General features: G+C 63.0%; 21 protein-coding genes. 7 read left to right on the forward strand and 14 right to left on the reverse strand.

The window, feature by feature from the left end; genetic code table 11:
• Positions 1-10 precede the first annotated feature (10 nt).
• The 6 genes from ACN0X7_RS06890 to ACN0X7_RS06915 all read right to left on the reverse strand — a co-directional run bounded on the left by ACN0X7_RS06890 (position 11) and on the right by ACN0X7_RS06915 (position 6,174).
• Positions 11-400 carry a hypothetical protein gene (locus ACN0X7_RS06890; protein ID WP_417515479.1) on the reverse strand — a complete coding sequence of 130 codons (390 nt, stop codon included), beginning with the start codon at positions 398-400 and terminating at the stop codon, positions 11-13.
• Positions 400-1,800, reverse strand: a complete 1,401-nt coding sequence (lpdA, locus tag ACN0X7_RS06895; protein ID WP_417515481.1) for a dihydrolipoyl dehydrogenase — start codon at positions 1,798-1,800, stop codon at positions 400-402. Before lpdA ends, ACN0X7_RS06890 begins: the two co-directional genes overlap by 1 nt.
• A gap of 15 nt (positions 1,801-1,815) precedes the next feature.
• Positions 1,816-3,192 (reverse strand): pyruvate dehydrogenase complex dihydrolipoamide acetyltransferase, encoded by a 1,377-nt coding sequence (locus tag ACN0X7_RS06900; RefSeq protein ID WP_417515483.1) that lies wholly within the window; start codon positions 3,190-3,192, stop codon positions 1,816-1,818.
• A gap of 13 nt (positions 3,193-3,205) precedes the next feature.
• A complete protein-coding gene (locus ACN0X7_RS06905) occupies positions 3,206-4,672 on the reverse strand; it encodes a pyruvate dehydrogenase complex E1 component subunit beta (RefSeq protein WP_417515485.1) in 1,467 nt (488 codons plus the stop codon).
• Between the two features lie 13 nt (positions 4,673-4,685).
• The gene (gene pdhA / locus ACN0X7_RS06910) at positions 4,686-5,729 is read right to left on the reverse strand and encodes a pyruvate dehydrogenase (acetyl-transferring) E1 component subunit alpha (RefSeq protein WP_417515487.1); all 1,044 of its coding nucleotides are present in this window, start codon (positions 5,727-5,729) and stop codon (positions 4,686-4,688) included.
• A gap of 115 nt (positions 5,730-5,844) precedes the next feature.
• Positions 5,845-6,174 carry an FtsB family cell division protein gene (locus tag ACN0X7_RS06915; protein ID WP_417515489.1) on the reverse strand — a complete coding sequence of 110 codons (330 nt, stop codon included), beginning with the start codon at positions 6,172-6,174 and terminating at the stop codon, positions 5,845-5,847.
• Positions 6,175-6,519: 345 nt separating this feature from the next.
• Here ACN0X7_RS06915 and ACN0X7_RS06920 point away from each other — a divergent pair, with 345 nt between their 5' ends.
• The 7 genes from ACN0X7_RS06920 (at position 6,520) to ACN0X7_RS06950 (ending at position 14,337) form a co-directional block, all read left to right on the forward strand.
• Positions 6,520-7,569 (forward strand): TRAP transporter substrate-binding protein, encoded by a 1,050-nt coding sequence (locus tag ACN0X7_RS06920; RefSeq protein WP_417515491.1) that lies wholly within the window; start codon positions 6,520-6,522, stop codon positions 7,567-7,569.
• A gap of 184 nt (positions 7,570-7,753) precedes the next feature.
• Entirely contained in the window at positions 7,754-8,410 is a 657-nt protein-coding gene (locus ACN0X7_RS06925) for a TRAP transporter small permease subunit (RefSeq protein WP_417515493.1), read from the forward strand.
• A complete protein-coding gene (locus tag ACN0X7_RS06930; RefSeq protein WP_417515495.1) occupies positions 8,410-10,008 on the forward strand; it encodes a TRAP transporter large permease in 1,599 nt (532 codons plus the stop codon). Before ACN0X7_RS06925 ends, ACN0X7_RS06930 begins: the two co-directional genes overlap by 1 nt.
• Positions 10,009-10,193: 185 nt before the next feature.
• Complete coding sequence (locus ACN0X7_RS06935) at positions 10,194-11,183, forward strand: cyclase family protein (RefSeq protein WP_417515497.1); 990 nt, start codon at positions 10,194-10,196, stop codon at positions 11,181-11,183.
• Positions 11,184-11,213: 30 nt separating this feature from the next.
• Positions 11,214-12,881, forward strand: coding sequence for an AMP-binding protein (locus ACN0X7_RS06940; RefSeq protein WP_417515499.1), 1,668 nt, complete (start codon positions 11,214-11,216; stop codon positions 12,879-12,881).
• Positions 12,878-13,294 carry a hypothetical protein gene (locus ACN0X7_RS06945; protein ID WP_417515501.1) on the forward strand — a complete coding sequence of 139 codons (417 nt, stop codon included), beginning with the start codon at positions 12,878-12,880 and terminating at the stop codon, positions 13,292-13,294. The genes ACN0X7_RS06940 and ACN0X7_RS06945 overlap by 4 nt, the downstream gene beginning before the upstream one ends.
• Positions 13,291-14,337: a phosphotransferase family protein gene (locus ACN0X7_RS06950; protein ID WP_417515503.1), complete on the forward strand. Its 1,047-nt coding sequence runs from the start codon at positions 13,291-13,293 to the stop codon at positions 14,335-14,337. Before ACN0X7_RS06945 ends, ACN0X7_RS06950 begins: the two co-directional genes overlap by 4 nt.
• 12 nt (positions 14,338-14,349) lie before the next feature.
• On the opposite strand, the gene ACN0X7_RS06955 is transcribed toward ACN0X7_RS06950, so the two are convergent.
• The 8 genes from ACN0X7_RS06955 to ACN0X7_RS06990 all read right to left on the reverse strand — a co-directional run bounded on the left by ACN0X7_RS06955 (position 14,350) and on the right by ACN0X7_RS06990 (position 25,155).
• Positions 14,350-16,161: a flavin-containing monooxygenase gene (locus tag ACN0X7_RS06955; protein ID WP_417515505.1), complete on the reverse strand. Its 1,812-nt coding sequence runs from the start codon at positions 16,159-16,161 to the stop codon at positions 14,350-14,352.
• Positions 16,162-16,205: 44 nt separating this feature from the next.
• Positions 16,206-17,063 carry a MaoC/PaaZ C-terminal domain-containing protein gene (locus tag ACN0X7_RS06960; protein ID WP_417515507.1) on the reverse strand — a complete coding sequence of 286 codons (858 nt, stop codon included), beginning with the start codon at positions 17,061-17,063 and terminating at the stop codon, positions 16,206-16,208.
• 16 nt (positions 17,064-17,079) lie between these two features.
• Positions 17,080-18,387, reverse strand: a complete 1,308-nt coding sequence (locus ACN0X7_RS06965) for a TRAP transporter large permease (protein ID WP_417515509.1) — start codon at positions 18,385-18,387, stop codon at positions 17,080-17,082.
• A 9-nt stretch (positions 18,388-18,396) separates the two neighbouring features.
• On the reverse strand, positions 18,397-18,924 hold the full coding sequence (locus tag ACN0X7_RS06970; protein WP_417515511.1) for a TRAP transporter small permease: 528 nt from the start codon (positions 18,922-18,924) through the stop codon (positions 18,397-18,399).
• A 105-nt stretch (positions 18,925-19,029) separates the two neighbouring features.
• On the reverse strand, positions 19,030-20,178 hold the full coding sequence (locus ACN0X7_RS06975; protein WP_417515513.1) for a C4-dicarboxylate TRAP transporter substrate-binding protein: 1,149 nt from the start codon (positions 20,176-20,178) through the stop codon (positions 19,030-19,032).
• 35 nt (positions 20,179-20,213) lie between these two features.
• Entirely contained in the window at positions 20,214-20,702 is a 489-nt protein-coding gene (locus ACN0X7_RS06980; RefSeq protein ID WP_417515515.1) for a VOC family protein, read from the reverse strand.
• A 94-nt stretch (positions 20,703-20,796) separates the two neighbouring features.
• A complete protein-coding gene (locus ACN0X7_RS06985; RefSeq protein ID WP_417515517.1) occupies positions 20,797-22,596 on the reverse strand; it encodes a hypothetical protein in 1,800 nt (599 codons plus the stop codon).
• Positions 22,597-22,704: 108 nt separating this feature from the next.
• Complete coding sequence (locus ACN0X7_RS06990) at positions 22,705-25,155, reverse strand: GcvT family protein (protein WP_417515518.1); 2,451 nt, start codon at positions 25,153-25,155, stop codon at positions 22,705-22,707.
• Positions 25,156-25,314: the final 159 nt, after the last annotated feature.

A 25,314-nucleotide genomic window follows, 5' to 3' on the forward strand; every position in this document is an offset into this window, starting at 1 on the left:
CAAACTCTCCTCATTCAGCCGCTCTCTCAGCCCATTCAGCAAGGAACGGATCAATCACCGAGGTCACTTCCAACGACGCATCAGCGGTCCCGGTACGGTAGGCGATCAGAACCCGGGACACGGGATCAAGTAGCAGATCGGGATAGGCACTCGCCAGTTCAATCAACCCCTGGACCGCCGCGACGCGATTGTACAGATTTTCAGCTTCGAGATCGCCGCAGAATTGTCGATAAAGATCCAGAGCCTTCTGCCGTCGGTCAACAGTGGCCTGCTCGCTGGAAATCTCGGTCTGCTTGTTCAACGCCCTTGTTCGGGACCATGCCAGCCAGAGGCCGAACCCGCCACCGGCAACAATGGCCAGGTTCCGCAGGATCGCGCTCAGATCAACCCACCACTCCATCAGAAGTGGATAGCGCGTCCGTAGGCGTCAAGGACGGATTCGTGCATCATTTCCGACAGGGTCGGATGCGGGAACACGGTGTGCATCAGGTCGGCCTCGGTGGTTTCCAGTGTCTTGGCAACCCCGTACCCCTGGATCAGTTCCGTGACCTCGGCGCCGATCATGTGCGCGCCCAGCAGCTCGCCGGTCTTCTTGTCGAAGACGGTCTTCACCATGCCCTCCGGATCGCCCAGCGCGATGGCCTTGCCGTTGCCCTGGAACGGGAACTTGCCGACATTGACCTCATAGCCCTGTTCTTTCGCCTTCGCCTCGGTCAGGCCCACGCTGGCGACCTGGGGATGACAGTAGGTACAGCCGGGGATGTTCAGCACGTTCAGCGGATGCACGTCCATGCCGGCGATCTTCTCGACGCAGATCACGCCTTCGTGGCTCGCCTTGTGCGCCAGCCAGGGCGGTCCCGTCAGGTCGCCGATGGCGTACACGCCCTTCTCTGCCGTCTGACAGTATTCATCGATCTCGACATGGGTGCGATCGACCTTCACCTTCGTGTTCTCGAGGCCGATATCCTCGACATTGCCGACGATGCCGACGGCGAGAATCACCCGCTCGACGGTGATCTTCTCGGTCTTGCCGGCCTTTGTCTTCACCGTCGCGGTGACCGAAGATTTCGACTTGTCGAGTTTCTCGACCGTCGCGCCGGTCATGATGGTCATGCCCTGCTTCTTGAAGGCTTTCTCCGCCATGGCGGAAATCTCGGCATCCTCGACCGGCAGCACGCGGTCCATCACCTCGACGACCGTCACCTCGCAGCCCAGCGTGCGGTAGAAGCTGGCGAACTCGATCCCGATCGCGCCGGAGCCGACGACCAGCAGGGACTTCGGCAACCCCTCGGGCACCATGGCTTCCTTGTAGGTCCAGATGCGGTCCCCATCCGGCTCCAGACCGGGCAGCGACCGCGCACGGGCACCTGTGGCCAGAATGATGTGCTTCGCCTTCAGGTCCTCGACGGGTTTACCATCCTTCGTGACCTTGACGGTTCCCTTGCCGCCCAGCGCGCCCTGCCCGTCGAACACGGTGACCTTGTTCTTCTTGAGCAGATGCTTCACGCCGCCGGAAAGCTGTCCGGCAACACCGCGCGAGCGTTTCACGACCGCCACCGCATCGATCTCGATCTTGCCGTCGATCTTGAAGCCGAAGTCCTCGGCGTGCTGCATCAGATGATAGACCTCGGCCGAGCGCAGCAGGGCCTTGGTCGGGATACAGCCCCAGTTCAGGCAGATACCGCCGAGGTGCTCGCGTTCAACCAGCGCAACCTTCATCTTCAGCTGCGCCGCGCGGATGGCGGCGACGTAGCCGCCCGGGCCGCCGCCGATCACGACCAGATCGAATTCCTGAGCCATTTCGATGTCCTCCGGTCAGAGCAGCATGGTCATCGGATCTTCAAGAAGACCCTTGAGCGTTTCCAGGAACCGGGCACCCTCCGCACCGCCGTAGACACGATGATCGCACGACAGGGTTGCCGTCATGACGGTCGCAACCGCCAGCGCGCCGTCCTTGACCACAGGCTTCTGTTTGCCGGAACCGACGGCCAGAATCGTCGACTGCGGCGGGTTGATGACGCCGACGAACTGATCGACGCCGAACATGCCCAGATTGGAGATCGTGAAGGTGCCGCCCTGATATTCTTCCGGCGTCAGCTTGCCTTCGCGGGCGCGCCCGGCCAAATCCTTGGTGATTGACGAGATTTCAGCCAACCCCTTGTGATTGGCGTCGCGCACGACCGGTGTGATCAGCCCGCCGTCGATGGCGACTGCAACCGACACATCGACCTTGCGGTGCATCAGGATCGCGGTCTCGGTGAACTGGGCGTTGATCTCGGGGTGTTTCGCCAGTGCCAGCGCCGAAGCCCGCACGATGAAATCATTCACCGATATCTTGTAAGCGTCCGAGCGGCCGTTCAGATCCTTGCGCATGGCCATCAGGCGGTCGAGTTCGATATCGATCGTCAGATAGAAGTGCGGGATCGTCTGTTTGGATTCGGTCAGACGGCGCGCGATGGTCTTGCGCATCGAGTTGAGCTTGATCTCTTCGTAGTCGTCGGTTGCCGGCGGATAGCTGGATGCCGCCATCGGCTGGGGTGCCGGTTTGCCATCCTGTTTCGGCGCATCCGAAGACTTCGCCTCGGACTTCGGTGCCGCACCTTTCTTGCCCGTGCCGGTCTCCAGCGCCGCCTCGATATCCGCCTTGACGATCCGACCCCTGGGACCGGAGCCATCAATCGCCGACAGATCGAGATCGTTCTGCGCCGCCATGCGCTTCGCAAGTGGACTGGCGAAGATCCGTCCGCTCTTGCTGCCGCCATCACCGGACGGCTTCTTCTTCGGCGCATCGCCGCCGGAAGGTTTCTCGGCCTTTTTCGGCTTGTCTTCGGCCTCTTTCGGCTCTTCTTCGGCCTCATCGGATTCGGGTTCAGCTTCCGCTTCGGTGGCGTCTTCCTTCCCGCCTCCCGCACTTTCGGCTTCGTAGCCGTCCAGCGCACTCTCGTCCTCGCCATCTTCCAGCAGCACGGCGATGGGGGCGTTCACCTTCACGCCTTCCGTGCCTGCATCGACCAGCAGCTTTCCGATCGTGCCCTCATCGACAGCCTCGACTTCCATCGTCGCCTTGTCGGTTTCGATCTCGCAGAGAATATCGCCCGACGCGACGGTATCGCCTTCCTTGACGTTCCAGCTGGCCAGTGTGCCTTCTTCCATCGTCGGGGAAAGCGCCGGCATGGTGATTGTGATCGGCATGTCGCTATCCCCCTCAGTCGGCGTAGCAGACCGCTTTCGCAGCCTCTACGATGGTTTCGACCTGTGGCAGGGCCAGTTTCTCAAGGTTGGCCGCATAGGGCATGGGCACATCGACGCCCGTCACCCGTTTCACCGGTGCGTCCAGCCAGTCGAAGGCCTCGTCCATCACCCGCGCCGAGATCTCGGCCCCGATGCCGCAGGCCGGGAAACCTTCCTCCAGCGTGACCAGCCGGTTGGTCTTCTTGACCGATCTGATGACCGTCGGGATGTCCATCGGCCGGATGGAGCGCAGATCGATGATCTCCGCGTCAATGCCTTCCTCAGCCAGCGCTTCCGCGGCCTTCTCCGCCTTCTCGACCATCAGCGCATAGCCGACAAGGGTCACATCCTTGCCCTTGCGCACGACCTTTGCCTTGCCGATCGGCAGGGTCCAGTCGGGATCGGTCGGCACGTCGCCGGAACGTCCGTACAGGATCTCGTTCTCCAGAAAGATCACCGGGTTCGGATCGCGGATCGCCGCCTTCAACAGCCCCTTTGCATCCGCAGCCGAGCAGGGCGCAACCACCTTCAGGCCCGGTATCGACGCATACCAGGGCGCATAGTCCTGACTGTGCTGGGCACCGACGCGCGCGGCGGCACCGTTCGGGCCGCGGAACACGATCGGGCAGCCCATCTGACCGCCGGACATATAGAGCGTCTTGGCCGCCGAGTTGATGATCTGATCGATCGCCTGCATGGCGAAGTTGAAGGTCATGAATTCGACGATGGGCCGCAGGCCACCGAAGGCCGCGCCCACGCCAATACCGGCAAACCCGTGCTCGGTGATGGGCGTATCAATCACCCGTTTGGCCCCGAACCGGTCGAGCAGACCCTGGGAGACCTTGTAGGCGCCCTGGTACTCGGCCACTTCCTCGCCCATCAGCAGGACCATCTCGTCCCGCTCCATCTCCTCGGCCATGGCGTCGCGCAGCGCCTCGCGGACCGTGACTTCCGCCGTTTCCATACCCTCGGGAATCTCGGGCTCGGCTTCCTCGTCATCCTGGTCGCCATCGTCATCTGCGTCGTCGGACGACGCGGCCTTCGGTTCAGCCGCCTTCTTCGGCTTCTCCTTCGCATCGTCCTTGTCATCGTCATCGTCGGATGAAGCGTCATCGCCCGCGTCGTCATCGTCATCCGCATCATCCGCGGCCGGTGCACCGCCGTCGGGTTCGTAACCGTCCAGCGCGCTTTCGTCCTCACCGTCTTCAAGCAGCACGGCGATGGCGGCGTTGACCTTCACACCTTCGGTGCCTTCATCGACAAGCAGCTTTCCGATGGTGCCCTCGTCGACGGCTTCGACTTCCATGGTGGCCTTGTCGGTCTCGATCTCGCACAGCACGTCGCCGGCCGAAACCGTGTCGCCCTCCTTGACGTTCCAGCTGGCCAGTGTGCCTTCCTCCATCGTCGGGGAGAGCGCGGGCATTGTGATTGTAATCGGCATTTCCCGTCCCCCCTCAGATTTCGATCAGTACGTCAGTGTAGAGCTCCGACGGATCGGGCTCCGGACTGTTCTGGGCAAACTCCGCAGCGTCCGACACGACAGCCTTCACATCCTTGTCGATGCTCTTCAGGGCGTCTTCCTCGATCCCGAACTCCTCGATCAGGCGCACCCGGACGCGTTCGATGGGATCCTTCTCGGCCCGCATCTTCTGCACTTCTTCCTTGCTGCGGTACTTGGCCGGGTCGGACATGGAATGACCACGATAGCGATAGGTCTTCATTTCCAGGATGATCGGGCCGTTGCCCTCGCGCACATGGGCAACCGCCTCCTCCGCCGCAGCCTTGACGGTCAGCACATCCATGCCGTCGACCTGCCTGCCGGGAATGCCGAAGCTCTCGCCGCGTTTCGCCAGCTCCGGCTGCGCGGACGAGCGGGCGACCGACGTCCCCATCGCGTACTGATTGTTCTCGATCACGTAGATCACCGGCAGCTTCCACAGCGCGGCCATGTTGAAGGCCTCGTAGACCTGCCCCTGATTGGCGGAACCATCGCCGAAATAGGTGACGCTCAGGGCATCAGTCCCCTTGTATTTCTCGGCCATGGCAAGCCCCGTGCCCAGCGGCACCTGGGCACCCACGATGCCGTGCCCGCCGAAGAAGTTCTTCTCGCGGCTGAACATGTGCATCGAGCCGCCCTTGCCGCGGGAATAGCCGCCTTCGCGGCCCGTCAGTTCCGCCATTACGCCGGAACTGTCCATGCCGCAGGCCAGCATGTGGCCGTGATCGCGGTAGGAGGTGATGACCTTGTCGTTGGGCGACAGGGCCGACTGAACGCCGACGACGACCGCCTCCTGCCCGATGTAGAGGTGACAGAACCCGCCGATGAGACCCATGCCGTACATCTGTCCCGCCTTCTCCTCGAAGCGCCGGATCAACAGCATCTCCCGATAGAAGCCCGTCAGCTCTTCGGCTGTCGTTTCCAGCGGTTTGGGGGCTTCCTTCTTCGCGCTCGACCGCGTGGTGCGAGAACGCGACCGGCTGCTCGCGGACTTTGCCATGATTCCTCCTCAGCGCCGTTTACCGGCGAACCTCGTGTGCCTTCACCGTTTCGCATCATTAGCGCACCGCAAGCGGACCACATCAAGGTGAATCATGGTGGTAACTTTATTTCGGTTAACGGCTCGCTTCCGGTCGATGGTGCAGGATCACGATCTCGTCCGGGCCCGTCCAGCCGAGCAGGGCGCGCACTTCCTCTTCCAGAATATCCCCGTCGACACCGGGCCCCGAAATCAGCGCAACGCGGCGTTCGAGCGCGTGCCTGCGCTGCTGCAGTTCCTGAAGCTGAACCTGCTGGTCATGGAGGCGGCTGTCGAGTGCGCGCAACGCCAGCAGCCCGCGCTCCCCGTAAGCCGCATGGAATCCGAAATAGCCGACCAGCGCCAGGCAGATCGCTGGCGACAGCAGGCGCATCAGAAGACGCGGATGTCGGGCAAGGGCATGCATTGCACCACCGAATCAGATGCGATTCGCCACGTCAAACGCAATCGGGCCGAAAGACCGCGCAGGCAGACCATTGTGACACCACCATCCCGGATCGTTGCCAATCCGCCGCGCCGGCCCTGCGGCCTGATTCGATATGGGACGCCGTGGCCGCGACGCAGCGTCCGCCAGACGATCGCAATTGCCTATTACAAGCCCGGTGTGTATTGAATGTCCGGACGCGTCAGCATGTTGAGGGGCAGTTTCTGACAGCATTTTTTCCGATACATGATTTGACAACCGGCCTGCAGTGGGCCGCAATGCACCCGGGCAACAAAAAAATCAGCCCGGATTTAGGGAGGTATATCTATGAACTTCACGAAAACCATGAGCGCTGTTGCGCTCGCGGCGGTAGCTACATTCGCGATCTCGGCGACGGATGCCGAAGCGAAGAAGGTCCGCTGGAAAATGCACTCGGCGTTCGGCACCAACCTTGCCGTGATCGGTCCGGTCGGGCCGCGGGTGTCCGGCTGGATCAACGAAGCGTCCGGCGGCGATTTCGACGTCAAGGTCTTCGAACCCGGCGCGCTTGCCGGCGGCTACGCCTACTATGACCCCGTCAGCCAGGGCGCGTTCGAAGCAGGGTACGGCACCCCCGGTGCCAACCAGGGCAAGAACTCCGCGTTCGCTTTCCTGTCGACCTGGCCGTTCGGCCCCGGCGCGCTGGAATTCAATTCGTGGCTGAAGTACGGCGGCGGTGTCGAGATCGGCGAGGAACTCTACGGTCGTGACAACATCAAGTACAACTACTGCGGCATGATTCCGCCCGAGACCTCGGGCTGGTTCCGCAAGGAAATCACCAGCCTGGACGAGTTGAAGGGCCTGAAGATGCGCTTCTTCGGCATGGGCGCGAAGGTCATGCAGAAGTTCGGTGTTTCCACGCAGCAGCTTGCCGCGGGCGACATCTATCCGGCGCTTGAACTGGGCACCATCGACGCGACCGAGTTCTCGATGCCCGCCATCGACCGTTCGCTCGGCTTCTATCAGATCGCCAAGTTCAACTACTTCCCGGGCTGGCATCAGCAGTCCACGACCAACGAGATTCTGGTCAATGCGGACAAGTGGAACGAGCTGGACGACCAGAAGAAGGCGATCTTCCGCATCTCGTGCGATGCCAACATCGCGCAGGAACTGGCCGAAGGTGAGTTCCTGCAGCCGGCCGCCATGGTCGCCAACGAAAAGGATGGCGTGAAGAACGTGAGCTGGTCCAATGAGGTGCTCGATCAGCTGCGTGGCGCATGGGAAGAGGTCCTGCAGGAAGAGATTGCAGCCAACCCGGATGTGAAGAAGCTGTACGACAGCTACAGCGCATTTCACGAGACCTACAAGGTCTGGGGCGAACGCGGCTACCTGAAGTAGGCGTTGCCGTCTGGAGAGCGGCTCATTCCGGCCGCTCTCCGACCTGACTCCATCTGACGACCGGCATCCCCATGATGCCGGTCGTCTTTAGTCAATTTTTCATCGAGTGATTTCGAGCCGACCGAAGACCACGCAAAGATGGTCGAAGGTCCGATACAAGAAGCAACAGGGGTGGAACGGCGTCATGCTCAATCTGGCAGACGGGATGGACAGGTTTTCCCGTTCAATCGGCAAGGCGGTCAGTTGGCTGATCCTGCCACTGATCTTCATCATCATGTTCGACGTGATCACGCGAAAGATCGAATATATCTCCCGCTGGTCCGCCGACATCACAATCGAATACGGCTATTCCGTCTCGTTCATCCTTCAGGACCTGCAGTGGCATATCCACGGTGTGCTGCTGATGCTGACCTTCGGCATGGGTTATCTCGCCAACGCGCACGTGCGGGTCGACATCTTCCGCGAGATGGGCAGCCGCCGCACCCAGAGCTGGATCGAGCTTTTCGGCCTGCTGTTTCTGGCGATCCCGTTTCTGGTTCTCGCGATTTCGAAATCCGTGGACATGGTGACCATCTCCTATTCCCAGGGTGAGGGGTCGGAATCGCTGGTCGGCATACCGTGGCGCTATGTGATCAAATGCGTCCTGCCGATCGGTTTCATCATTCTGATGCTCGCCGCCCTTGCCACCCTGATCAGGGCCATCGCGCATCTGTTCGGCTCTCCGGAATCAAGCGCCCGCGCCGAGGAAAGCCTGCAGTATTTCACCGACGTTGTCGTGCTGCCCAAGGCCTCCCTGGACATGGCCGATGATGTCATCGCGGTCGAAGGAGACCCCCGGTAATGGAATTCATCGAGTGGTTCATCGACGATCACCTGTACGAGTACATCGGCGCGTACATGTTCCTGGCGCTGGCCTGTGCGCTGTTCACGGGCCTGCCCGTCGCCTTCGCGCTGGGCGGCATATCGCTGATCTTCGGCCTGATCGGCATCGCCATCGATGTGCTCGACTGGGCGGTTTTCTTCCAGTCGATCAACCGCGTATGGGGTGGAGACGGTGCCTCCGGCGCGATCCAGAACCCCATACTGGTCGCCATTCCCTGCTTCGTGTTCATGGGCACGATGCTGGAACGCAGCCGCGTGGCCGCCGATCTGCTGCACATCCTGCAGGTGATGCTGAAACGGGTGCCGGGCGGGCTGGCCCTGTCGATCACGGTGATGGGTACCATCATGGCGGCCACGACCGGCATCATCGGTGCCTCCGTCGTGATGATGACCCTGCTGGCGCTGCCGACCATGCTGAAGCGGGGCTATCAGCACTCGCTGGCCACCGGCACCATCGCCGCCAGCGCCACGCTGGGCATCCTGATCCCGCCGTCGATCATGCTGGTCCTGATGGCCAACCTGCTGGCTGTGTCCGTCGGCAACCTGTTCATCGGCGCCGTTCTGCCGGGCCTGCTGCTGTCGGGCATCTATTTCATGTACATCATCGGACGCGCGTCGATTAACCCTTCCGTCGCGCCGCCGCTGCCCGACGACATGATCCGGATCGATCCGACGAACCGATCCAACCTGATCAAGTATTTCGCGATCGTCGCCGGCGTCGTCGTTGCCACCTACGTGCTTTCCAATCTCGGCATCGACTGGGTCAACTGGTACCTGATCGGCTTTCTGGTGATCTTCACGGTTTCCATGTGGATCGGCCGCGTCGAGGGCAACACCCTTTTCGGCGGCATCCTGAAGGGTTTCGTGCCGCCGATCTTCCTGATCATCATGGTTCTGGGATCAATCTTCGCCGGGTGGGCAACGCCGACCGAGGCAGCCGGCATCGGGGCGTTCGGGTCCATGGTTCTCGCCGCGTTCAACCGAACCCTGACGATGGAGGTCGTTCGCGAGGTCTGTCATCGCACCGGCCTGACGACGGCCATGATCTTCTTCATTTTCGTCGGCGCGACGGCCTTCTCGACCGTCTTCCGGAACGTCTACGGCGAAGACCTGATCATCGAGTTCATCGAGTTTCTGGAACTCGGGCCATGGCCCCTGCTCTTCCTGCTCCTGTTCGCTGTGTTCATCATGGGCTTCTTCTTCGATTTCCTTGAGATCACGCTGATCATCCTGCCGGTCTTCTCGCCGGTGATCCGCGCCTTCGCCCCCGAATTCGCCCCCCACCTTGGCCTGGAGGGTTTGCCGTTTGCGCAGGTTCAGGAACAGGTCATCTACTGGTTCGCGATACTGGTCGCGGTGAACCTTCAAACGTCCTTCCTGACACCTCCATTCGGGTTCGCATTGTTCTACATGAAGGGCGTCGCACCGCCCGAGGTGCGGATGCAGGACATCTACAAGGGCATCATACCGTTCGTGATACTGCAGCTGATCGGCCTGACGATGGTCGTGGTCTTCCCGCAGATCACCCTGTGGCTGCCCAGACTGATGCTCAGCTAGGGCGGAAACAGTCTGAATGGAACCATTCAGACTGTTTTCAAGAATGGCAACTACCTGTGCGAGTTGCGTTATTTCGATTTCATGGTGATTCCATGAAAACGAAAAACGCTCTAGAACCGGCGGTCCCGCCTGCCCGACATGCGGGACAATTGTGACATTGTCAGGCTTCCCCGGCGTCGCCCGGCATGCCATCGTGCATCCGGGAGAACGACGGGGAGGAAAAGGTGCCGTTCAGCGAGACGCCGTTACCGGAGTATGACGACCTGCCGAAGGTGCAGGGGCTGGACATGCCTCACGCCTGGGATGTCTATGGCCGCGATGACGACCTGGGGTCGATCAACCTGCTGACCGACGCGCGCGTGCGCGAGGCTGCATCGCTGGTGCGGACCGGGCAGCGCCTCAATCTGTCCCTGCCGCTGGACCAGCCCGACCCGCCGCTGTTCGGGCGCAAGCCGCTGGCCCACGACATCTATGCGCTGGACCGCAACACGCTGGACGACAGCGTGGATTCGCTGTTCATGCAGGCGTCCAGCCAGTGGGACGGGCTGCGCCATATCCGGGCGCGCGAACATGGCTATTTCACCGGCATCACCGAAGGCTTCGAGCCGGGTCGCGGTCGCCTGGGGATCGAACACTGGGTCGAGCACGGCATGACCGGCTGCGGCGTGCTGCTGGATGTCGCCGGATACATGGCACACGGCAACCGCGACTACGATCCGCTGTCGCCGCACCCGGTCTCCGCCGACGACCTGCGTGCGACCGCCGGACATCAGGGTACCGAGATCCGGACCGGCGACATGCTGTGCATCCGTTTCGGCTGGGTCGAGGCCTATCGCGCCCTCACGGCCGGGGGTCGCGCGGCATATGCGGCGGATGTCCGGCACGCCGGCCTGGACGGGTCGGAAGAGATGGCGCGATGCCTGTGGAACTGGCACGTCGCCTGTATCACCTGTGACAATCCCGCCGTCGAAGTGGTGCCGGGCGATCCGAAGATCGGGTCCCTGCACCGGCGGATGATTCCGCTGCTGGGCATGGCGTTCGGCGAGATGTTCGATTTCTCCGAACTGGCCCGCGCCTGCCGTGACCGCGGGGACTGGCATTTCATGATGACGGCAATACCGCTCAATCTGCCGGGGGCCATCGGCTCGCCGGCGAACGCGCTGGCCATTCTGTAGCAAGCAAGCAACGCCTGGGGAGGCACATTCGTGAACATCGATGTCGAGAACTTTCGCAACCGCCGCAATGACCAGCGCTGGAACCGCGTCTCCGTTGGGGACGTGATCGAGCGCATCACCTGGAGCCAGCCGGACAAGGAGTGCCTGATCGCCGCCCCGGATGCGGTGGTCAATCCGAAGCATGCGCGTGTCACCTACCGCCAGGCCAACGACCTGATCAACCGGGTGGCGAACGCGCTGCTGGCCATGGGGCTGCAACCGGCCACGCGGGTGGCGATGCTGTCGGAGAATTCCAACGAGGCGTGGCTGGCCAAGATCGGTATCGCCAAGGCCGGCATGGTCGCCGTGCCGGTGAACATCATGATGGCACCGGACGTCATCGCGAACTGCCTGGACCGGGTCGAGGCGCAGATCGTGATCGCGGACGCCGCGCAGTGGGAAAAGCTGGGCGGCGATCTGGCCCCCACCGGCCTGAAGCCGATCATGCTGGTCGGCGGCAAGGACGGCGGCGAGATCCCGTCGTTCGACGATTTCATCGCGGACCACGGGACGGAAGAACCCGATGTCACGATCCATGGCGACGACATCTGGGAGATCCTGTTCACCTCGGGCACCACGGCGGCCCCGAAGGCGGTGATGATCTCGCACACCTATGCCTATATGGCGGCCTTCAACCAGACGCTCTCCATGACCCGCGGTCTGGAGCACGAACAGGACCTGCGCGCCGCCATCTTCACGCCCATGACCTTCCATATCGGCGATCTGGTGATGCTGTTCGGCCCCCTGATGACCGCGGCAACACTGGTGATGGGCCGCAAGCCCGACGGGCCGATGATCGCCCAGTGCTGCACCGACGAGAAGATCACCTGCCTGTGGGGTGGCTCGCCGCAGTTCGTGGAAAGCGTCATCAAGGCCTGCCAGTCTTCGCCCGGCAAGTACGACCTGACATCCATCACCGCTATGTTCTACGGCTGGGCGGCCCTGGATCCGAAGTCGCTGGCGGCGTTCAAGGCGATCACGCGGCCCGACGTCATGGTCTGGGGCATCATCGGCCAGACCGAATGCGTACCGTGCCACTATTTCCCGATCAAGAAGCATCAGGACCTCTACGAACGCACGGCACCGGCGCTGAACTACATCGGCGTACCCGTGCCGATGCTGGGTGCGACGGTCATGGATGCCGAGGGCAACGACCTGCGCGGCCAGCCCGGTGTGCAGGGCGAGGCCGTCTATCGCTCGCCCGCCATGTTCTCCGGCTACTACCGCGACCCGGAGGCAACGAAAGAGGCGCTGAAGGGCGGCTGGATGCATTCCGGCGACAGTTTCGTCTATGACGAGAACGGCCTGCGCATCATGGTTGACCGCTACAAGGACATCGTGAAGTCCGGCGGCGAGAACGTGTCCTCCATCCGGGTGGAGTCGGTCCTGCAGCAGCATCCAGCCATCGCCCGCGCTGCCGTGGTCGGCATCCCCGACGACCGGTGGGGCGAGATGGTGACGGCCTGCGTGATACTTGAACCCGGCCAGGATTATGACGAGGCCGACGTGATCGCCTTCTGCCGGGAGAAGCTGGCCGGCTTCGAGACGCCGAAGAAGATCGTACCGATGGACGCCTTCCCGGAAACGGTCGGCGGCAAGATCCTGAAATACAAGCTGCGCGCCGGACTGAACGAGGATGCGAAGGCGGCGGCGGAATGACCGCGGGGGCGGGTCGGGCCGATCTGCTCGACCGAATGGCGGATCTGCTGAAACAGGATATCGGACCGGCCATCGAGGCGGCCTATCCGAAGACACAGGCGTTCCTGGGTGCGGTGGTGCTGCAGAAGGTGGCGGCTGAACTGCGGCTGGCGGATGAACACGCGCAGGCGGCGACGGCAGAACGAGCGGGCCTGATCGCCGCGCTGGAGCCCGGGATGGTCGATGCACCTGCGGCGGTGCAGGGTGCCTTCCGGACGTTCGTCGATGGTGGCGATGCGGAACTCTGCCGCCTGATCGAGACGCTGTATGCCGAGCGGGAAGCGCTGGGCGATAAGACATTTCGCACCCTGCGCGACCGCATCCGCGCGGACATGCGACGCGCCATCGACCGGCGGATGGAGATCGCGTCATGAGCGAACGCCTGCCCGCAGAGCACGTGCCCGAGGCGATCAGGGGCTACCTGACCACCCAGTGGCCGCAGATGGCCGACATGCAGATCGCCAACTGGCACCAGATGGCCGTCGGCTGGTCGCATGAGACCTGGCTGTTCGACGCGCACTGGACCGAGAATGGCACGCGGAAATCCGCCGGCTACTGCCTGCGCCGCGATCCGGGCAACGCTTTGCTGCGCGAACTGTCCGATCTGGGCGAGCAGTACCGGGTCCTGAAATGCCTGGACGGCACCGATCTGCTGACGCCGAAGCCCTATTTCTACGAGGATGCGCCCAATGTCCTGGGCGCGCCGTTCATCCTGATGGAAAAGGTCGCCGGTGAATGTCCGAACCCCTGGGGCCGCGAGGGCCGTCGGTATTACGCCGCAGCCGCCGAACGCGGCGTGTTGCCGGCCAGCTTCACGGACACGCTGGCCACCCTGCACAACATTGACTGGCGTGCGGCGGGACTGGACTTCCTGGGCGTGCCCGAGGCCGGCACCAACCAGTTTGCGCTGAGCGAGATCGCCAAGTGGAAAGGCATGATCGCCGACTCGGGCCATGGACCCGAACCGGTGCTGACCGACCTGATCTGCTGGCTGGAGGCGAATGCGCCCGTGACCGAACGGCTGACCCTGGTGCATGGCGCGTACCGCACCGGCAATCTGCTGATCCACGATGATCGCGTGTCGGCGGTGCTCGACTGGGAACTGCAGGTCATCGGCGATCCGATGTACGATGTGGCCTACATGCTGAGCGATCTGAACCGGGAAAACAGCGACCTGCTGTCCAACCTCGTCCCGCGGGAGATGTTCTTCGAACGCTACGAAGCCGCGACGGGACTCCGGATCGACGAGGAGATCTGCCGCTATTACCAGCTGCTCTACGGCATGCGGTCAGTGGCCTTCTGGATGAGCGCGTCCGGCCTGCACCGCGACGGGCGAAGCAACGACATCCGGCTGGCGCGCACCGAATGGTCCATTCCGGTGGTGCTGGAACGGGCGGCACGCGACCTGGGGTACTGAGCGCCGCAGGTCTCAGAACCGGAAGGCGAGACCTTCGAAATCGCCCTTCTCCCGCCACTTCTTCAGGTAGCTGAAGTAGGCCATCGCACCCGCCGGATGACCGACGTGCAGCTTCGACGCCTGGGTCGGTGCCTGTCCTTCGTTGTTGTAATAGCCCGGCGTGCAGTCGGGCGATGCGCCGACCATGCGTCCCGGTCCGCTCAAAAGCAGTTCGATCCAGGCTTCCTCGGCCTCCCTTGTGACCTCGACTTCGGCAAAGCTTCCGGACAGCGCGTGGGCGACGACCGCCGCGATCGTCCTGCCCGATTCGGTCAGATTGTGCGGCACGTTGGAAATCAGATTGGCCCCCTGCGTCGGCTGAACGATGAAGACATTCGGAAAGCCATGCACATGGATACCGTGTTTGGTCCGCATGCCCCCGGCCCAGTATTCCGACAGCCGCACACCGTCCCGGCCCACCGGATCGAAGCCTGCGCGGCGCGTCCACTCGGTGCCCACCTCGAAGCCCGAGGCGTAGATGATGCAGTCGACCGGATACTCGGTGCCCGCGACCATGACGCCGGACCGCGTGATCCGCTCCACACCCTTGCCGTCCGTATCGATCAGGTGCGTGCCCGGTTCGTTGAAGGCCTGCAGATAGGCGTCGTGGAAGCAGGGGCGCTTGCACAACTGCCGGTACCAGGCTTTCAGGTTCTCGGCGGTATCCGGGTCGTCGACCAGGGCTTCGGCGCGGGCGCGGATCTCCTCCATCTTCTCGAAGTCGGCGTCTTCCCAGGCTTCCAGCATCTTCTGCGGGGTCATGTCATCGCTGGCCAGTTCCATGATCCGGCTGCGGATGCGGCGCGCCAGATCCGTCCAGCCGTCCATCACCAGGTCCTCCGCGGCCATGCCGCCGGTCTGGTTCGCCGTGAAGTTTTCCAGCCAGCGCGCCTGCCAGCCGGGCGTCGCGATCTCCGCAAACCAGTCAGGGTCGATGGGCGCATTGTTGCGCACATCCACCGATGAGGGTGTGCGCTGGAAGACGTAGAGTTCCTTTGCGGCCCTGGCGAGATGCGGCACGCACTGCACCGACGTCGCGCCCGTGCCGATGATGGCGACCCGCTTGTCCGACAGCTTCTCCAGCGGCGCGCCTGCCGGATCGCCGCCGGTATAGTCATAGTCCCAGCGGCTGGTGTGAAAGGAATGTCCTTCGAAATCCTGGATGCCGGGAATGCCCGGCAGCTTGGGCACGTGCAGCGGGCCGGTCCCCATGCCCAGGAACTGCGCGGTGAAACGGTCGCCCCGATCCGTCTCGATCAGCCAGCGACGGGTGCGCTCATCCCAGGTGAGCCCCGTGACCTCGGTATGGAACAGGGCGTTGTCATACAGGCCGTACTGCCGGCCGATCCGCTGGCAGTGCGCCAGGATTTCCGGCGCGTGGCAGTATTTCTCGGACGGCATGTGCCCGGTCTCTTCCAGCAGCGGCATGTAGACCATCGAGGCCGTATCGCACTGCGCACCGGGATAGCGGTTCCAGTACCAGGTGCCGCCGAAGTCACCGCCCTTCTCGATCAGCCGGATGTCGGCGATCCCCGCCTCGGTCAGTCGCGCGCCGGTGACCAGACCCGCGAATCCGCCGCCAATGAAGGCAAAGGTGACGTGATCGGTCTTCGGCGCGCGTTCCCGCCGGGGTGTATAGGGGTCGTCCAGATAGTGCGCGAGCTGCCCCTTCAGCCGCAGGTACTGGTCATTGCCGTCCGGGCGCAGCCGCTTGTCGCGCTCTTCCCGATACTTGCGGCGCAGGGCGTCCTTGTCGATAGACGGCGTGGTCTCGGTGATCGTCATCTGAACCGCCTGAAGGGGAACGGAACGCCCACTCTAGGTGACGTTCAGGCCGAATGAAACTCGGCGATGCCACTGGACAGAACCGCGCGATCCCCGGCGTTCACGCAGTCGAACGTTCCGTCGGGCCGATGCCTGACCGTGATCGTCTCGCCGGGAATGACCATGCCGGAAAAGCGGCAGGCAAAACGCTTCAGGCGGTCCGGGTCGCCGCCGCACCGGGCCCGGATGACGCGGTCCATGGCCAGTGCCCAGGTCGCCGAGCCGTGCAGGATGATGTCGGGCAGGTTCGCCGCCAGCGCCACCCTGCGTTCGGTGTGGATCGGATTCCAGATCGGTCCGCCCTCGGAATAGATGTGCGGCAGGTGGCGCGCGATGGTCACGTCGTCGGCCTGCATGTCGCCACCGACCGGGACGGCCTTGCCCAGGTCCTGCCGGTCCGACGATCCCGCCTCGGCGCAATCCAGTTCCCAGCCGCGCAGCATGCCGCTGTTGTAGCTGGTGAAGACCGCGGCACCATCGGCATCGACAGTATCGTAGCGACAGGTCATCAGCACACCGGCGCGGGTCTGTCTCAGGGTTTCCAGCCAGCCGGTGGTGGTCAGGGTCTCGCCCATGCGCGGCGGCCGGTGATAGAGGCTGTCCTGCTCGGCATGGACGCCGACGCTGCGGTACTGCGCCAGCGTGATGCCCATCAGTTCCGACAGGCGATTGCCGTCGGCCAGCGGCCATTCGATGGCGGCGCACATGGCGGGCATCATCGCGACCCCGCCCGGTCGCGCATCGTCCAGATAGCAGTCATCGCCCAGTTCCAGCCCCGCCGCGAAGGCCAGCATCCGGCGCGGAGTCAGCTCGGTGACGATGGTGCCGAGCTTCTCGCCCGTGCGTGCACTGGAAATCCGCATGAATGCTCCGTCTCGATCAGCTCAGCAGGCCCGGCAGATACAGCACGATCTGCGGGAAGGCGATGATCGCCACGACGATGAAGAAGTCCGCGACCAGGAACCACAGGATCCCTCGGAAAATCGTTCCCGTGGAGGCGAGATCGCCCACCACCCCCTTGATGACGAAGACGTTCAGCCCGATGGGTGGTGTGATCATGCCGATTTCCAGGAACTTGGTCAGCAGGATGCCGAACCAGATCAGGCTGAACCCGGCACCATCGACGATCGGCAGCAGGATCGGCAAGGTCAGCAGCATCGCGCCGATGGGTTCCAGGAACATACCCAGCACCAGGTAGATCAGCGAAATGGCGAGCAGCAGCAGCAGCGGATCCGCGCCCATGGCCGTGACGGCATCCGACAGATGATCGCCTGCGCCGCTGAAGGCGAGGAACCGGGTGAGCATGCTGGCACCGATCGCGATGATGAACAGCGACGCCGAGGTCAGCAGCGTCTCCATCAGCGCGTCCCGGAAGCTGCCCCAGTTGAGCGATCCCTTCAGCAGGGCGATCAGGGCGGCCAGCGAGGCGCCGACGGCACCCGCTTCGGTCGGTGTGAAGGCCCCCGAGAAAAGACCGCCGAAGACACCGGCCATCAGCAGGATCACCGGCCAGGTTTCCTTGAGGGCGACGATCTTGTCGCGGAGCGACACTTCCTCATGCAGCGTCGGCGCAAGTTCGGGGTTGATCTTGGCCCGGATGATGATGACCGCGACATAGCCGAAGGTGGTCAGCAGACCGGCACCGACACCGCCGAGAAACAGCGAACTGATCGGCACCTCGGCGATGATGCCGTAGAGGATCATCAGGATCGACGGCGGGATCAGTGCGCCGATGGTGCCCGCTGCGGCAACCGTTCCCGTGGCGAGCGATGCGTCATAGCGGTGGCGCATCATCTCGGGCACGGCGATCCGGCCCATGGCGGCGGCGCAGGCAACCGACGATCCGGTCACGGCGGCGAACCCGGCTGCGCCGAACACGGTCGCGATGGCCAGCCCGCCGGGCAGACGCGACAGCCACATGCGCGCGGCATCGAACATGCCCTTGGTCAGGCCCGCGTGATAGCACAGGAAACCCATCATCAGGAACATGGGCACCGAACTGAGCTGCCAGGTCGCGGCGAAGCTGTAGGGGATCACGCCCAGCGATCCCCACGCCGCGCGCTCGCCCACAAGGGCCCAGATGCCGACGAAGGATACGCCGATGAGACACACCCCGATCGGCACGCGAAGCGCGATCAGGGTGAGCAGGATACCAATCCCGGCAAAGCCGATCTGTACGTCTGACATGATGCGTCCTCAGTCGACTTCGGGAATCAGTTTGGGCGGGATGATCTGCCCGCGGCCGGTGAGATAACGGGCGAACTTCGCCAGCAGGACCAGAACCATGAGCCCCGTACCCAGCGGCAGCATGAAATGCGGCGGCCAGATCAGCACCTTGGTGCCCTGTTCCATGATGAACGAGCCGATGTCCATGTTGTTCATGGCGTCATGAAAGGCCCGGTAGGTCATCAGACCGAACACACAGGCCGACAGCAGATAGGTCCATCCGGCGATGTGATGCTGCACACGGGACGGAAACTGCTCGGTCAGCACCTCGACGGAAATGTGCGAGTTGCGTCGTTCCGCCAGCGCCAGCGGCAGGAACGCCACCACGACCATGTAATAGTTCGACACCAGCGTGATGGTTGCCGGAACGGGCGAGGAAAAAACAAACTTGCCGACCACATCAATCGTGATGTGCGCCATCATCAGACCGACCGCGACAAGCCCCACGATGGTCGTGAGGCCGATGGCGCGATCAAGCCACCGATCAATCAAATCCATAACAAATATCCGCCAGGCAGGAAATCAGAAGCGTCAGAAATGAAGCCCGGTGCGGGCGGTGTCCGGAAGGACCGGACCCGACACCCGCACCGGAATTCACACGGATCAGTCCAGCGCGTAGGTCGACAGATCGACCTTCGACATGATCTCATCCCAGTAGAGCTGTGCCAGCGCTTCGGCATCGTCTTCCATGCCGACCGTCAGCTTCTTGTACTTCTCGATCAGCTCGGAAATCTTGGCCACCTTCGCGTCCACGTTCGACAGACCGTAGTCGTCGGTGAACTGCTTGGAGATGACAGCCAGATCGGACTTCACGAAGTCTTCCGACATCTTGATCATATCTGCCGTCGGCTTGATGATCTCGATGCCCTTCTCCGGCGACTGCTTCAGATTGCGGACGCCATCGGCATAGTACTTCCAGGTGACATCTGCCGACGAGCGGGCCGATGCCTTGAAGATCGCCTCACGCTGCGCAGGGGTCAGATCCTGCCACACATCGCGGTTGACGCTGTTGGTCGCGACACCGGCAAACACACCACCGGGGATGTTCGTGGTGATGTACTTGACCACATCGAACAGCTGCAGATTGCTCAGTTCGGTCGCCGAGATCATCGCGCAATCGACGACGCCCTGTGCGAGGGCTTCATAGATGTCGTTGCCCGGCACGGAGACCTTGGTGCCGCCGACATGTTCGGCCCAGCGACCGAAGTTCGCGGCGCCCGAACGGTACTTCTTGCCCTTCAGGTCATCCATGGTCCGGATCGGCGTCACACACTGCAGGATGTAGTCAAGGCTGACACCCGTGCCGAGATAAACCTGGTTCTGCTTCTTCTGTTCAGTCAGGCATTCCGGGCAATGCAGGAACACATACTCGGTCATCGCCGCGCCCATGGCCATGCCGGGGCTGGTGCTGTTCGCACCGACGGTCGCCAGCATGGACAGGTTGGCCGCCAGATTGATCTCGGCATATTCCGCCGGATAGTAAGGCGGCAGCACGAAGCCAACATCAGCGATGCCGTCACGCAGGCCCGGAGGCGTTTCCTTCAGATTCAGCAGCGACAGCGTGAAGACCTTCATCTTCAGATCGCTGGTTGCCTCGACATTCTTGGCGAAGTTCTCAAGCGCATAGGCGGCGGCACTGCCCGGGCCAAATCCGACAGCAACCTTCAGGGTCGTCTCGGCATGCGCCACCCCGGCACCTGCCAGCATGGAGACGCCCGCAACTGCGGCCATCATCTTCTTCGATAAAGTCATCTTGAATCCTCCCAGATCATTTTTTGCATTGGTCGTCAGTCTTTCAGAAACTCCATGAACTCCACCACGACACCATCCGGGTCGTAGGCGCAGAAGAATTTCTGCCGTGATCCCCCCATGTCGATCAGCACCGGCTCTGTGAACGGTTCCGCGCCAGCGTCCGTCAACTGTTGCCAGGCATCCTGAACATCCTTCACCCGAAAGCAGATGCGCGCAATGCCGACGTGCGCCAGATGGGGATACGCCGTCCCCTCCGCCTTCGGTTCGATCCACTGGATCAGGTCCAGCCGCGCCGAACGGGGATTGGTCCCCAGCATCAGCATGCGCGCCCGCGCACTTGAATTCGCAGGCAGTCCCAGCGCCGGTCCCAGAACGGGATCGCCCAGCACATCGCTGGATGCGCCATCGCCCGTCGCGTTGAAATCGATCACCTCCCGAAAGCCGAGCAGGCGATAGAATTCAAGCGACCGATCCAGATCGGTGCAATTCACGTTGATGTGGAACACCTGCGTCGTATCAAGCACGCCATTTCCTCCCCAGGGTTGACGCCCTGACATCCTACTCATGAGTAGCTTTTGTTGTAAAGGCGCAGGCGCGGTCGAACCCCGCGGATCTGCATCACGTCGCGAACAGGCGATCCACGGCCTTGGGGGTCAGCGTGCGATCCGCCGAAAGGAATCCTTCCTCGATCAGCACCTCGACGACCTCCTGCGACGGCAGGTCGTTGGTATCGATCCACATGCCGGACCAGGCCTCTCGCGGCGTCTCCGATGCCAGCACCTGTCCCAGCAGGAAGCGGAAGAAATAGTGCTCGCCGATAGTCATCGTCTTCGGCAGCCGCGTGCCCAGATCCGAGATGACCGAGATGTACATGCCGAACAGAAATCCCACGGCAGTTGCCGAGAAGATCAGGCTGAGCGCCCTTTCCCAGAACGGGCTTTGCGGGTCCATCAGACCGGGCAGTTCGGATTCATGGGCGACCATCTGGATGATGAAGCCGACGATCGCACAGCCGACAGCGCCGGCGAGGCCGGTCGCCAGCGCATGCGAGATATATCGCGAAAACGCGTAGCGCCGCGGGATGTGGTCCAGCGTGGCCGCGGCCAGGAAACAGATCACACCGGGCACGCCGGCCCAGGGCGCGACGCCCAGAAACCAGTCGAACCCCGCGTCCTCGTCCAGCAGGTCGTATTCGGCCATCACATAGAAACCGATCAGCGCAGCGGCCATGCCGATCAGGGAAGCGAGGGCATATTTCGGCAGATTGTCGCCGCGCTCCTGACCGTCGAACCCCAGCGGCCATTCATCGACCGCCGCGACCTTCAGCATATAGGTCGAGATCACCGGAATGGTCACGACCAGCACGGTCGCCAGCACGCTGCGGGCGGCGGCAACGGCGGGCGGTGCCGTGATATCGGGGCTCTGCCAGATCGTGAACCCCAGAAACAGGGCGAAGAACAGCACGACCAGCACCAGGATGTTGGCGACCAGCGCGTGGCCGATCTGAAAGCGGAATTCGCGGTAGATCTGGATGGGCACGCCGTCCTGGACGATATTCCGGATCGTTTTCGAGAACCGCCGCGACGCGGTGACCGTGGCGCTGACGTAAAGCTGCGTCGCGTTCCGGAACAGGGCGTCCACGATCCGGTCCGTGGCGTCGCCATGGAACCGCGTGTCCTCGTTCCTCAGATTCCCGGCGATGATCTTCTCGACGTAGTCCAGTTGCGATCGCGTCCCGGCATAGCCGGAATCGGGGTCGTCGATGAACCGGTCGTAGGCCCGGTTGGTGTTGGCCCGACGCTCGATGGTGCTCAACAGGAAGCAGGCGTACAGGAACTTGTACTCGGTGGAACCGGGCGGGAAATCGCCATCGTCGTCGCGCACGAAACTGCTGATCTTCGCGGCCATCGCGATCTCGTTCTGCGAGAACTGTTTCGGGAACACCCGGACCGAATTGATCATCATGCGGGCGCGGCGCGGGATGGACGCGCTTTCGTGGAACATGTTGCGCACCGTCGAAAGCGCCCTGCTGAGTTGAGGGATGCGGTCCACACCCCCGAAGATGATCAGCGCCGCCAGCAGTTGCGGGAATGTGCTGACCCAGACGTTGCTTTCCAGATCGCCGAGGGCGGCATCGCCCAGCATGGCGGAATCCAGCACCATCTGGACGATGAAATAGAGGCACCAGACATAGGCGAAGAACAGCAGAAACCACGTCCAGTACTGACGCGACGGCGCTGCGAAACGCGGATAGATGGGCTGCGCCGCCAGCGCGTTCTCCAGCGGTTCGGCTGCATCCGCCCTGGATCGCGCCGTCGAATAGGGCGCGCTGTCGAAATATTTCTTCGAGAACCAGAGCAGGTAGACAGCGGTGAGCACCCAGCCCACCAGCAGTTCGATCCGATCATCGCCCAGCATCGCGCGCCTTCCACAGCGGGGTCGCGTCGAAATCCGATTCCTCACACCGTGGGGAAGGCTATGCGAAACGGGTCGCGGCTGCAATCGCGCCACAGGGCGGGTGGAACCCTACATGCGGACCCTTTCGGATGTCGGATCATACATGGGCCTCAGTGAAGCCTCGGCCTCGAAACGCTGTCCGGCGATCTCGATCTCCCAGGTCGAGGCCAGCAAGTCTTTCGGCTTCTCGCCCTCTGCCGGAACATAGCCCAGACCGACGGACGCGCCGAGGTGGTGACCGTAGTTGCCCGAGGTCAGATAGCCGACCATCCTGCCGTCTCTCAGCACCGGTTCGTTGTGATAGAGCATGCCGTTCGGGTCGGTGAGGCGGAACTGCATCATGCGCCGCCGAAGCCCCTGCTGCTTCCGGTTCAGCACCGCCTCACGGCCGATGAAGTCGCCCTTGTCCACCTTCACCGCGAAGCCGAGGCCGGCCTCCAGCACATGGTCCTCGTCGGTGATGTCGTGGCCGAAATGGCGGAAGGCCTTCTCGATGCGGCAACTGTCCAGAACGTGCAGACCGCAGAGCCTAAGATCGTGCGGCTTGCCGGCTTCCTCGATGGCCTCGAAGACGTGGCACGCCATGTCAGAGGAGACGTAGATTTCCCAGCCAAGCTCACCGACATAGGTGACGCGATGGGCGCGGGCGAGGCCGTAACCGATCTCGATCTCGCGCATGCTGCCGAACGGGTGCGCCGCGTTCGAGAAGTCGGCGGGTGAGCAGCCCTGCAGCACCTTCCGCGCGTTCGGGCCCATGACACAGATCACCGCCTCGGCGGCGGTCACGTCGGTGATGGTGACGTGCTGACCCGCACTCACATGACGGCGCAGCCATGCGAGATCGCGCTGGACGGTCGCTGCCGGCACGACCAGCAGGAAGGCGGTTTCGGAAAGACGCGTCACCGTCAGATCGCATTCGATGCCGCCGCGCGCGTTCAGCATCTGCGTATAGGTCAGCTTGCCGGTTTCCGTGTCCATCTGGTTGGCACAGACGTGCTGCAGGAAGGCCAGCGCATCCGCTCCTTCGACACGGATCTTGCCGAAGGAGGACATGTCGAACAGGCCGACATTGTTGCGCACGGCCAGATGCTCCTCGCGCGCATTGTCGAACCAGTTCTGCGGCCCCCAGCTGTAGCGGTACGCCCGCTCCTGACCTTCGCGGGCGAACCAGTTGGGCCGCTCCCAGCCTACGGTCTCGCCGAAGACCGCGCCGCGCGCCTTCAGGTGTTCGTGCAGCGGCGAACGCCGGACCCCGCGGGCCGTTTCAGGCTGCCGGTAGGGATAATGGTCCGCGTAAAGCAGCCCAAGGCTTTCGGAGACACGCTCCCTGAGGAAAGCGCGGTTGGACATGAAGGGCTGGGCGCGCCGGATATCGACTTCCCAGAGATCGAAAGGCGGCTCACCGTCGTTGATCCACTGCGCCAGCGCGAAGCCCGCCCCGCCTGACGAGACGATGCCGATGGAATTGTACCCGGCGGCAACCCAGTAGCCGCCCAGCTCCGGCGCCTCGCCCAGGTAGTAGCGGTCGTCGGGCGTGAAGCTCTCCGGCCCGTTGAAGAAAGTATGGACACCCGCATCGGCCAGCAGCGGCATGCGGTTCACGCCCATCTGCAGGATCGGTTCGAAATGCTCGAAATCCTCCTGCAACTGGTCGAAACAGAAGTCTTCGGGGATGCCCTCCATCCCCCAGGGCTTGGCCTTCGGCTCGAACGCGCCGAGCATCATCTTGCCCGCATCTTCCTTGTAGTAGGCGCACTCGTCGGGCACGCGCAGGACGGGCAAGCGACCCAGCCCCTCGACCGGCTCGGTGATCAGGTAGAAGTGCTCGCAGGCGTGCAGCGGCACGGACACGCCCGACATCTTGCCCAGTTCCCTGGCCCACATGCCCGCGCAGTTGATCACGACGTCCGTGTCGATCCGGCCTGCGTTGCCGTCTTCGGTGGCCCAGGACACGCCGGTGACGCGGCCATCGGCCTGGTGCACGGCGGTGACTTTCACGCCTTCATGGATCTTCGCGCCGCTCATCCGTGCGCCCTTGGCCAGCGCCATCGCGATGTTGGCCGGGTCGCACTGGCCATCCAGCGGCAGGTGCACCGCGGCCACCACGTCATCAACGTTCAGGTGCGGGTACATGGCCTTCACTTCGATCGGCGACACCTCATGCACCTCGACATCGAAGGCGCGGGCGAGGGAGGCCTGCCGCAGGATCTCCTCGCGGCGCGCCTCGGTCAGAGCGACAGTCAGCGAGCCGTTCTGTCGCATGCCGGTGGCGATGCCGGTTTCTGCCTCAAGCTTCGTGTAGAGATCGGCGGAATACTTCGCCAGCCGGGTCATGTTCTGGCTGGACCGCAACTGCCCGATCAGGCCCGCCGCGTGCCAGGTGGTACCGCTGGTCAGCTGCTTGCGCTCCAGCAGCACCACGTCTTCCCAGCCCAGCCTGGCCAGATGGTAGGCGACAGAGCAGCCGCTGACGCCGCCGCCGATGATGACCGCGCGGGCCCTTGAAGACATATCTGCCATTGTCATCCTTCCCTGGTCAGCGGACCGGCAGCGCGATGGTGCGTTCCGACAGGCCGCGCCGGGCCCGGCGGACAAGGCCGGCAGGATAGTTCATCGGGCGGACGGCGCGCACAACGAAATTCGAGGGATCACATGGGACCGGGCCGACAGGCGCATGCG

It is taken from the genome of Minwuia sp. (assembly GCF_048263705.1).
GTDB lineage: Bacteria > Pseudomonadota > Alphaproteobacteria > Minwuiales > Minwuiaceae > Minwuia.

Excerpts from the sequence above, each read along its gene's own strand:
- ACN0X7_RS06890 (WP_417515479.1), bottom strand. The coding sequence starts at position 400 with ATGGAGTGGTGGGTTGATCTGAGCGCGATCCTGCGGAACCTGGCCATT.
- lpdA (WP_417515481.1), bottom strand. The coding sequence starts at position 1,800 with ATGGCTCAGGAATTCGATCTGGTCGTGATCGGCGGCGGCCCGGGCGGC.
- ACN0X7_RS06900 (WP_417515483.1), bottom strand. The coding sequence starts at position 3,192 with ATGCCGATCACAATCACCATGCCGGCGCTTTCCCCGACGATGGAAGAA.
- ACN0X7_RS06905 (WP_417515485.1), bottom strand. The coding sequence starts at position 4,672 with ATGCCGATTACAATCACAATGCCCGCGCTCTCCCCGACGATGGAGGAA.
- pdhA (WP_417515487.1), bottom strand. The coding sequence starts at position 5,729 with ATGGCAAAGTCCGCGAGCAGCCGGTCGCGTTCTCGCACCACGCGGTCG.
- ACN0X7_RS06915 (WP_417515489.1), bottom strand. The coding sequence starts at position 6,174 with ATGCATGCCCTTGCCCGACATCCGCGTCTTCTGATGCGCCTGCTGTCG.
- ACN0X7_RS06920 (WP_417515491.1), top strand. The coding sequence starts at position 6,520 with ATGAACTTCACGAAAACCATGAGCGCTGTTGCGCTCGCGGCGGTAGCT.
- ACN0X7_RS06925 (WP_417515493.1), top strand. The coding sequence starts at position 7,754 with ATGCTCAATCTGGCAGACGGGATGGACAGGTTTTCCCGTTCAATCGGC.
- ACN0X7_RS06930 (WP_417515495.1), top strand. The coding sequence starts at position 8,410 with ATGGAATTCATCGAGTGGTTCATCGACGATCACCTGTACGAGTACATC.
- ACN0X7_RS06935 (WP_417515497.1), top strand. The coding sequence starts at position 10,194 with ATGCCATCGTGCATCCGGGAGAACGACGGGGAGGAAAAGGTGCCGTTC.
- ACN0X7_RS06945 (WP_417515501.1), top strand. The coding sequence starts at position 12,878 with ATGACCGCGGGGGCGGGTCGGGCCGATCTGCTCGACCGAATGGCGGAT.
- ACN0X7_RS06950 (WP_417515503.1), top strand. The coding sequence starts at position 13,291 with ATGAGCGAACGCCTGCCCGCAGAGCACGTGCCCGAGGCGATCAGGGGC.
- ACN0X7_RS06955 (WP_417515505.1), bottom strand. The coding sequence starts at position 16,161 with ATGACGATCACCGAGACCACGCCGTCTATCGACAAGGACGCCCTGCGC.
- ACN0X7_RS06960 (WP_417515507.1), bottom strand. The coding sequence starts at position 17,063 with ATGCGGATTTCCAGTGCACGCACGGGCGAGAAGCTCGGCACCATCGTC.
- ACN0X7_RS06965 (WP_417515509.1), bottom strand. The coding sequence starts at position 18,387 with ATGTCAGACGTACAGATCGGCTTTGCCGGGATTGGTATCCTGCTCACC.
- ACN0X7_RS06970 (WP_417515511.1), bottom strand. The coding sequence starts at position 18,924 with ATGGATTTGATTGATCGGTGGCTTGATCGCGCCATCGGCCTCACGACC.
- ACN0X7_RS06975 (WP_417515513.1), bottom strand. The coding sequence starts at position 20,178 with ATGACTTTATCGAAGAAGATGATGGCCGCAGTTGCGGGCGTCTCCATG.
- ACN0X7_RS06985 (WP_417515517.1), bottom strand. The coding sequence starts at position 22,596 with ATGCTGGGCGATGATCGGATCGAACTGCTGGTGGGCTGGGTGCTCACC.
- ACN0X7_RS06990 (WP_417515518.1), bottom strand. The coding sequence starts at position 25,155 with ATGGCAGATATGTCTTCAAGGGCCCGCGCGGTCATCATCGGCGGCGGC.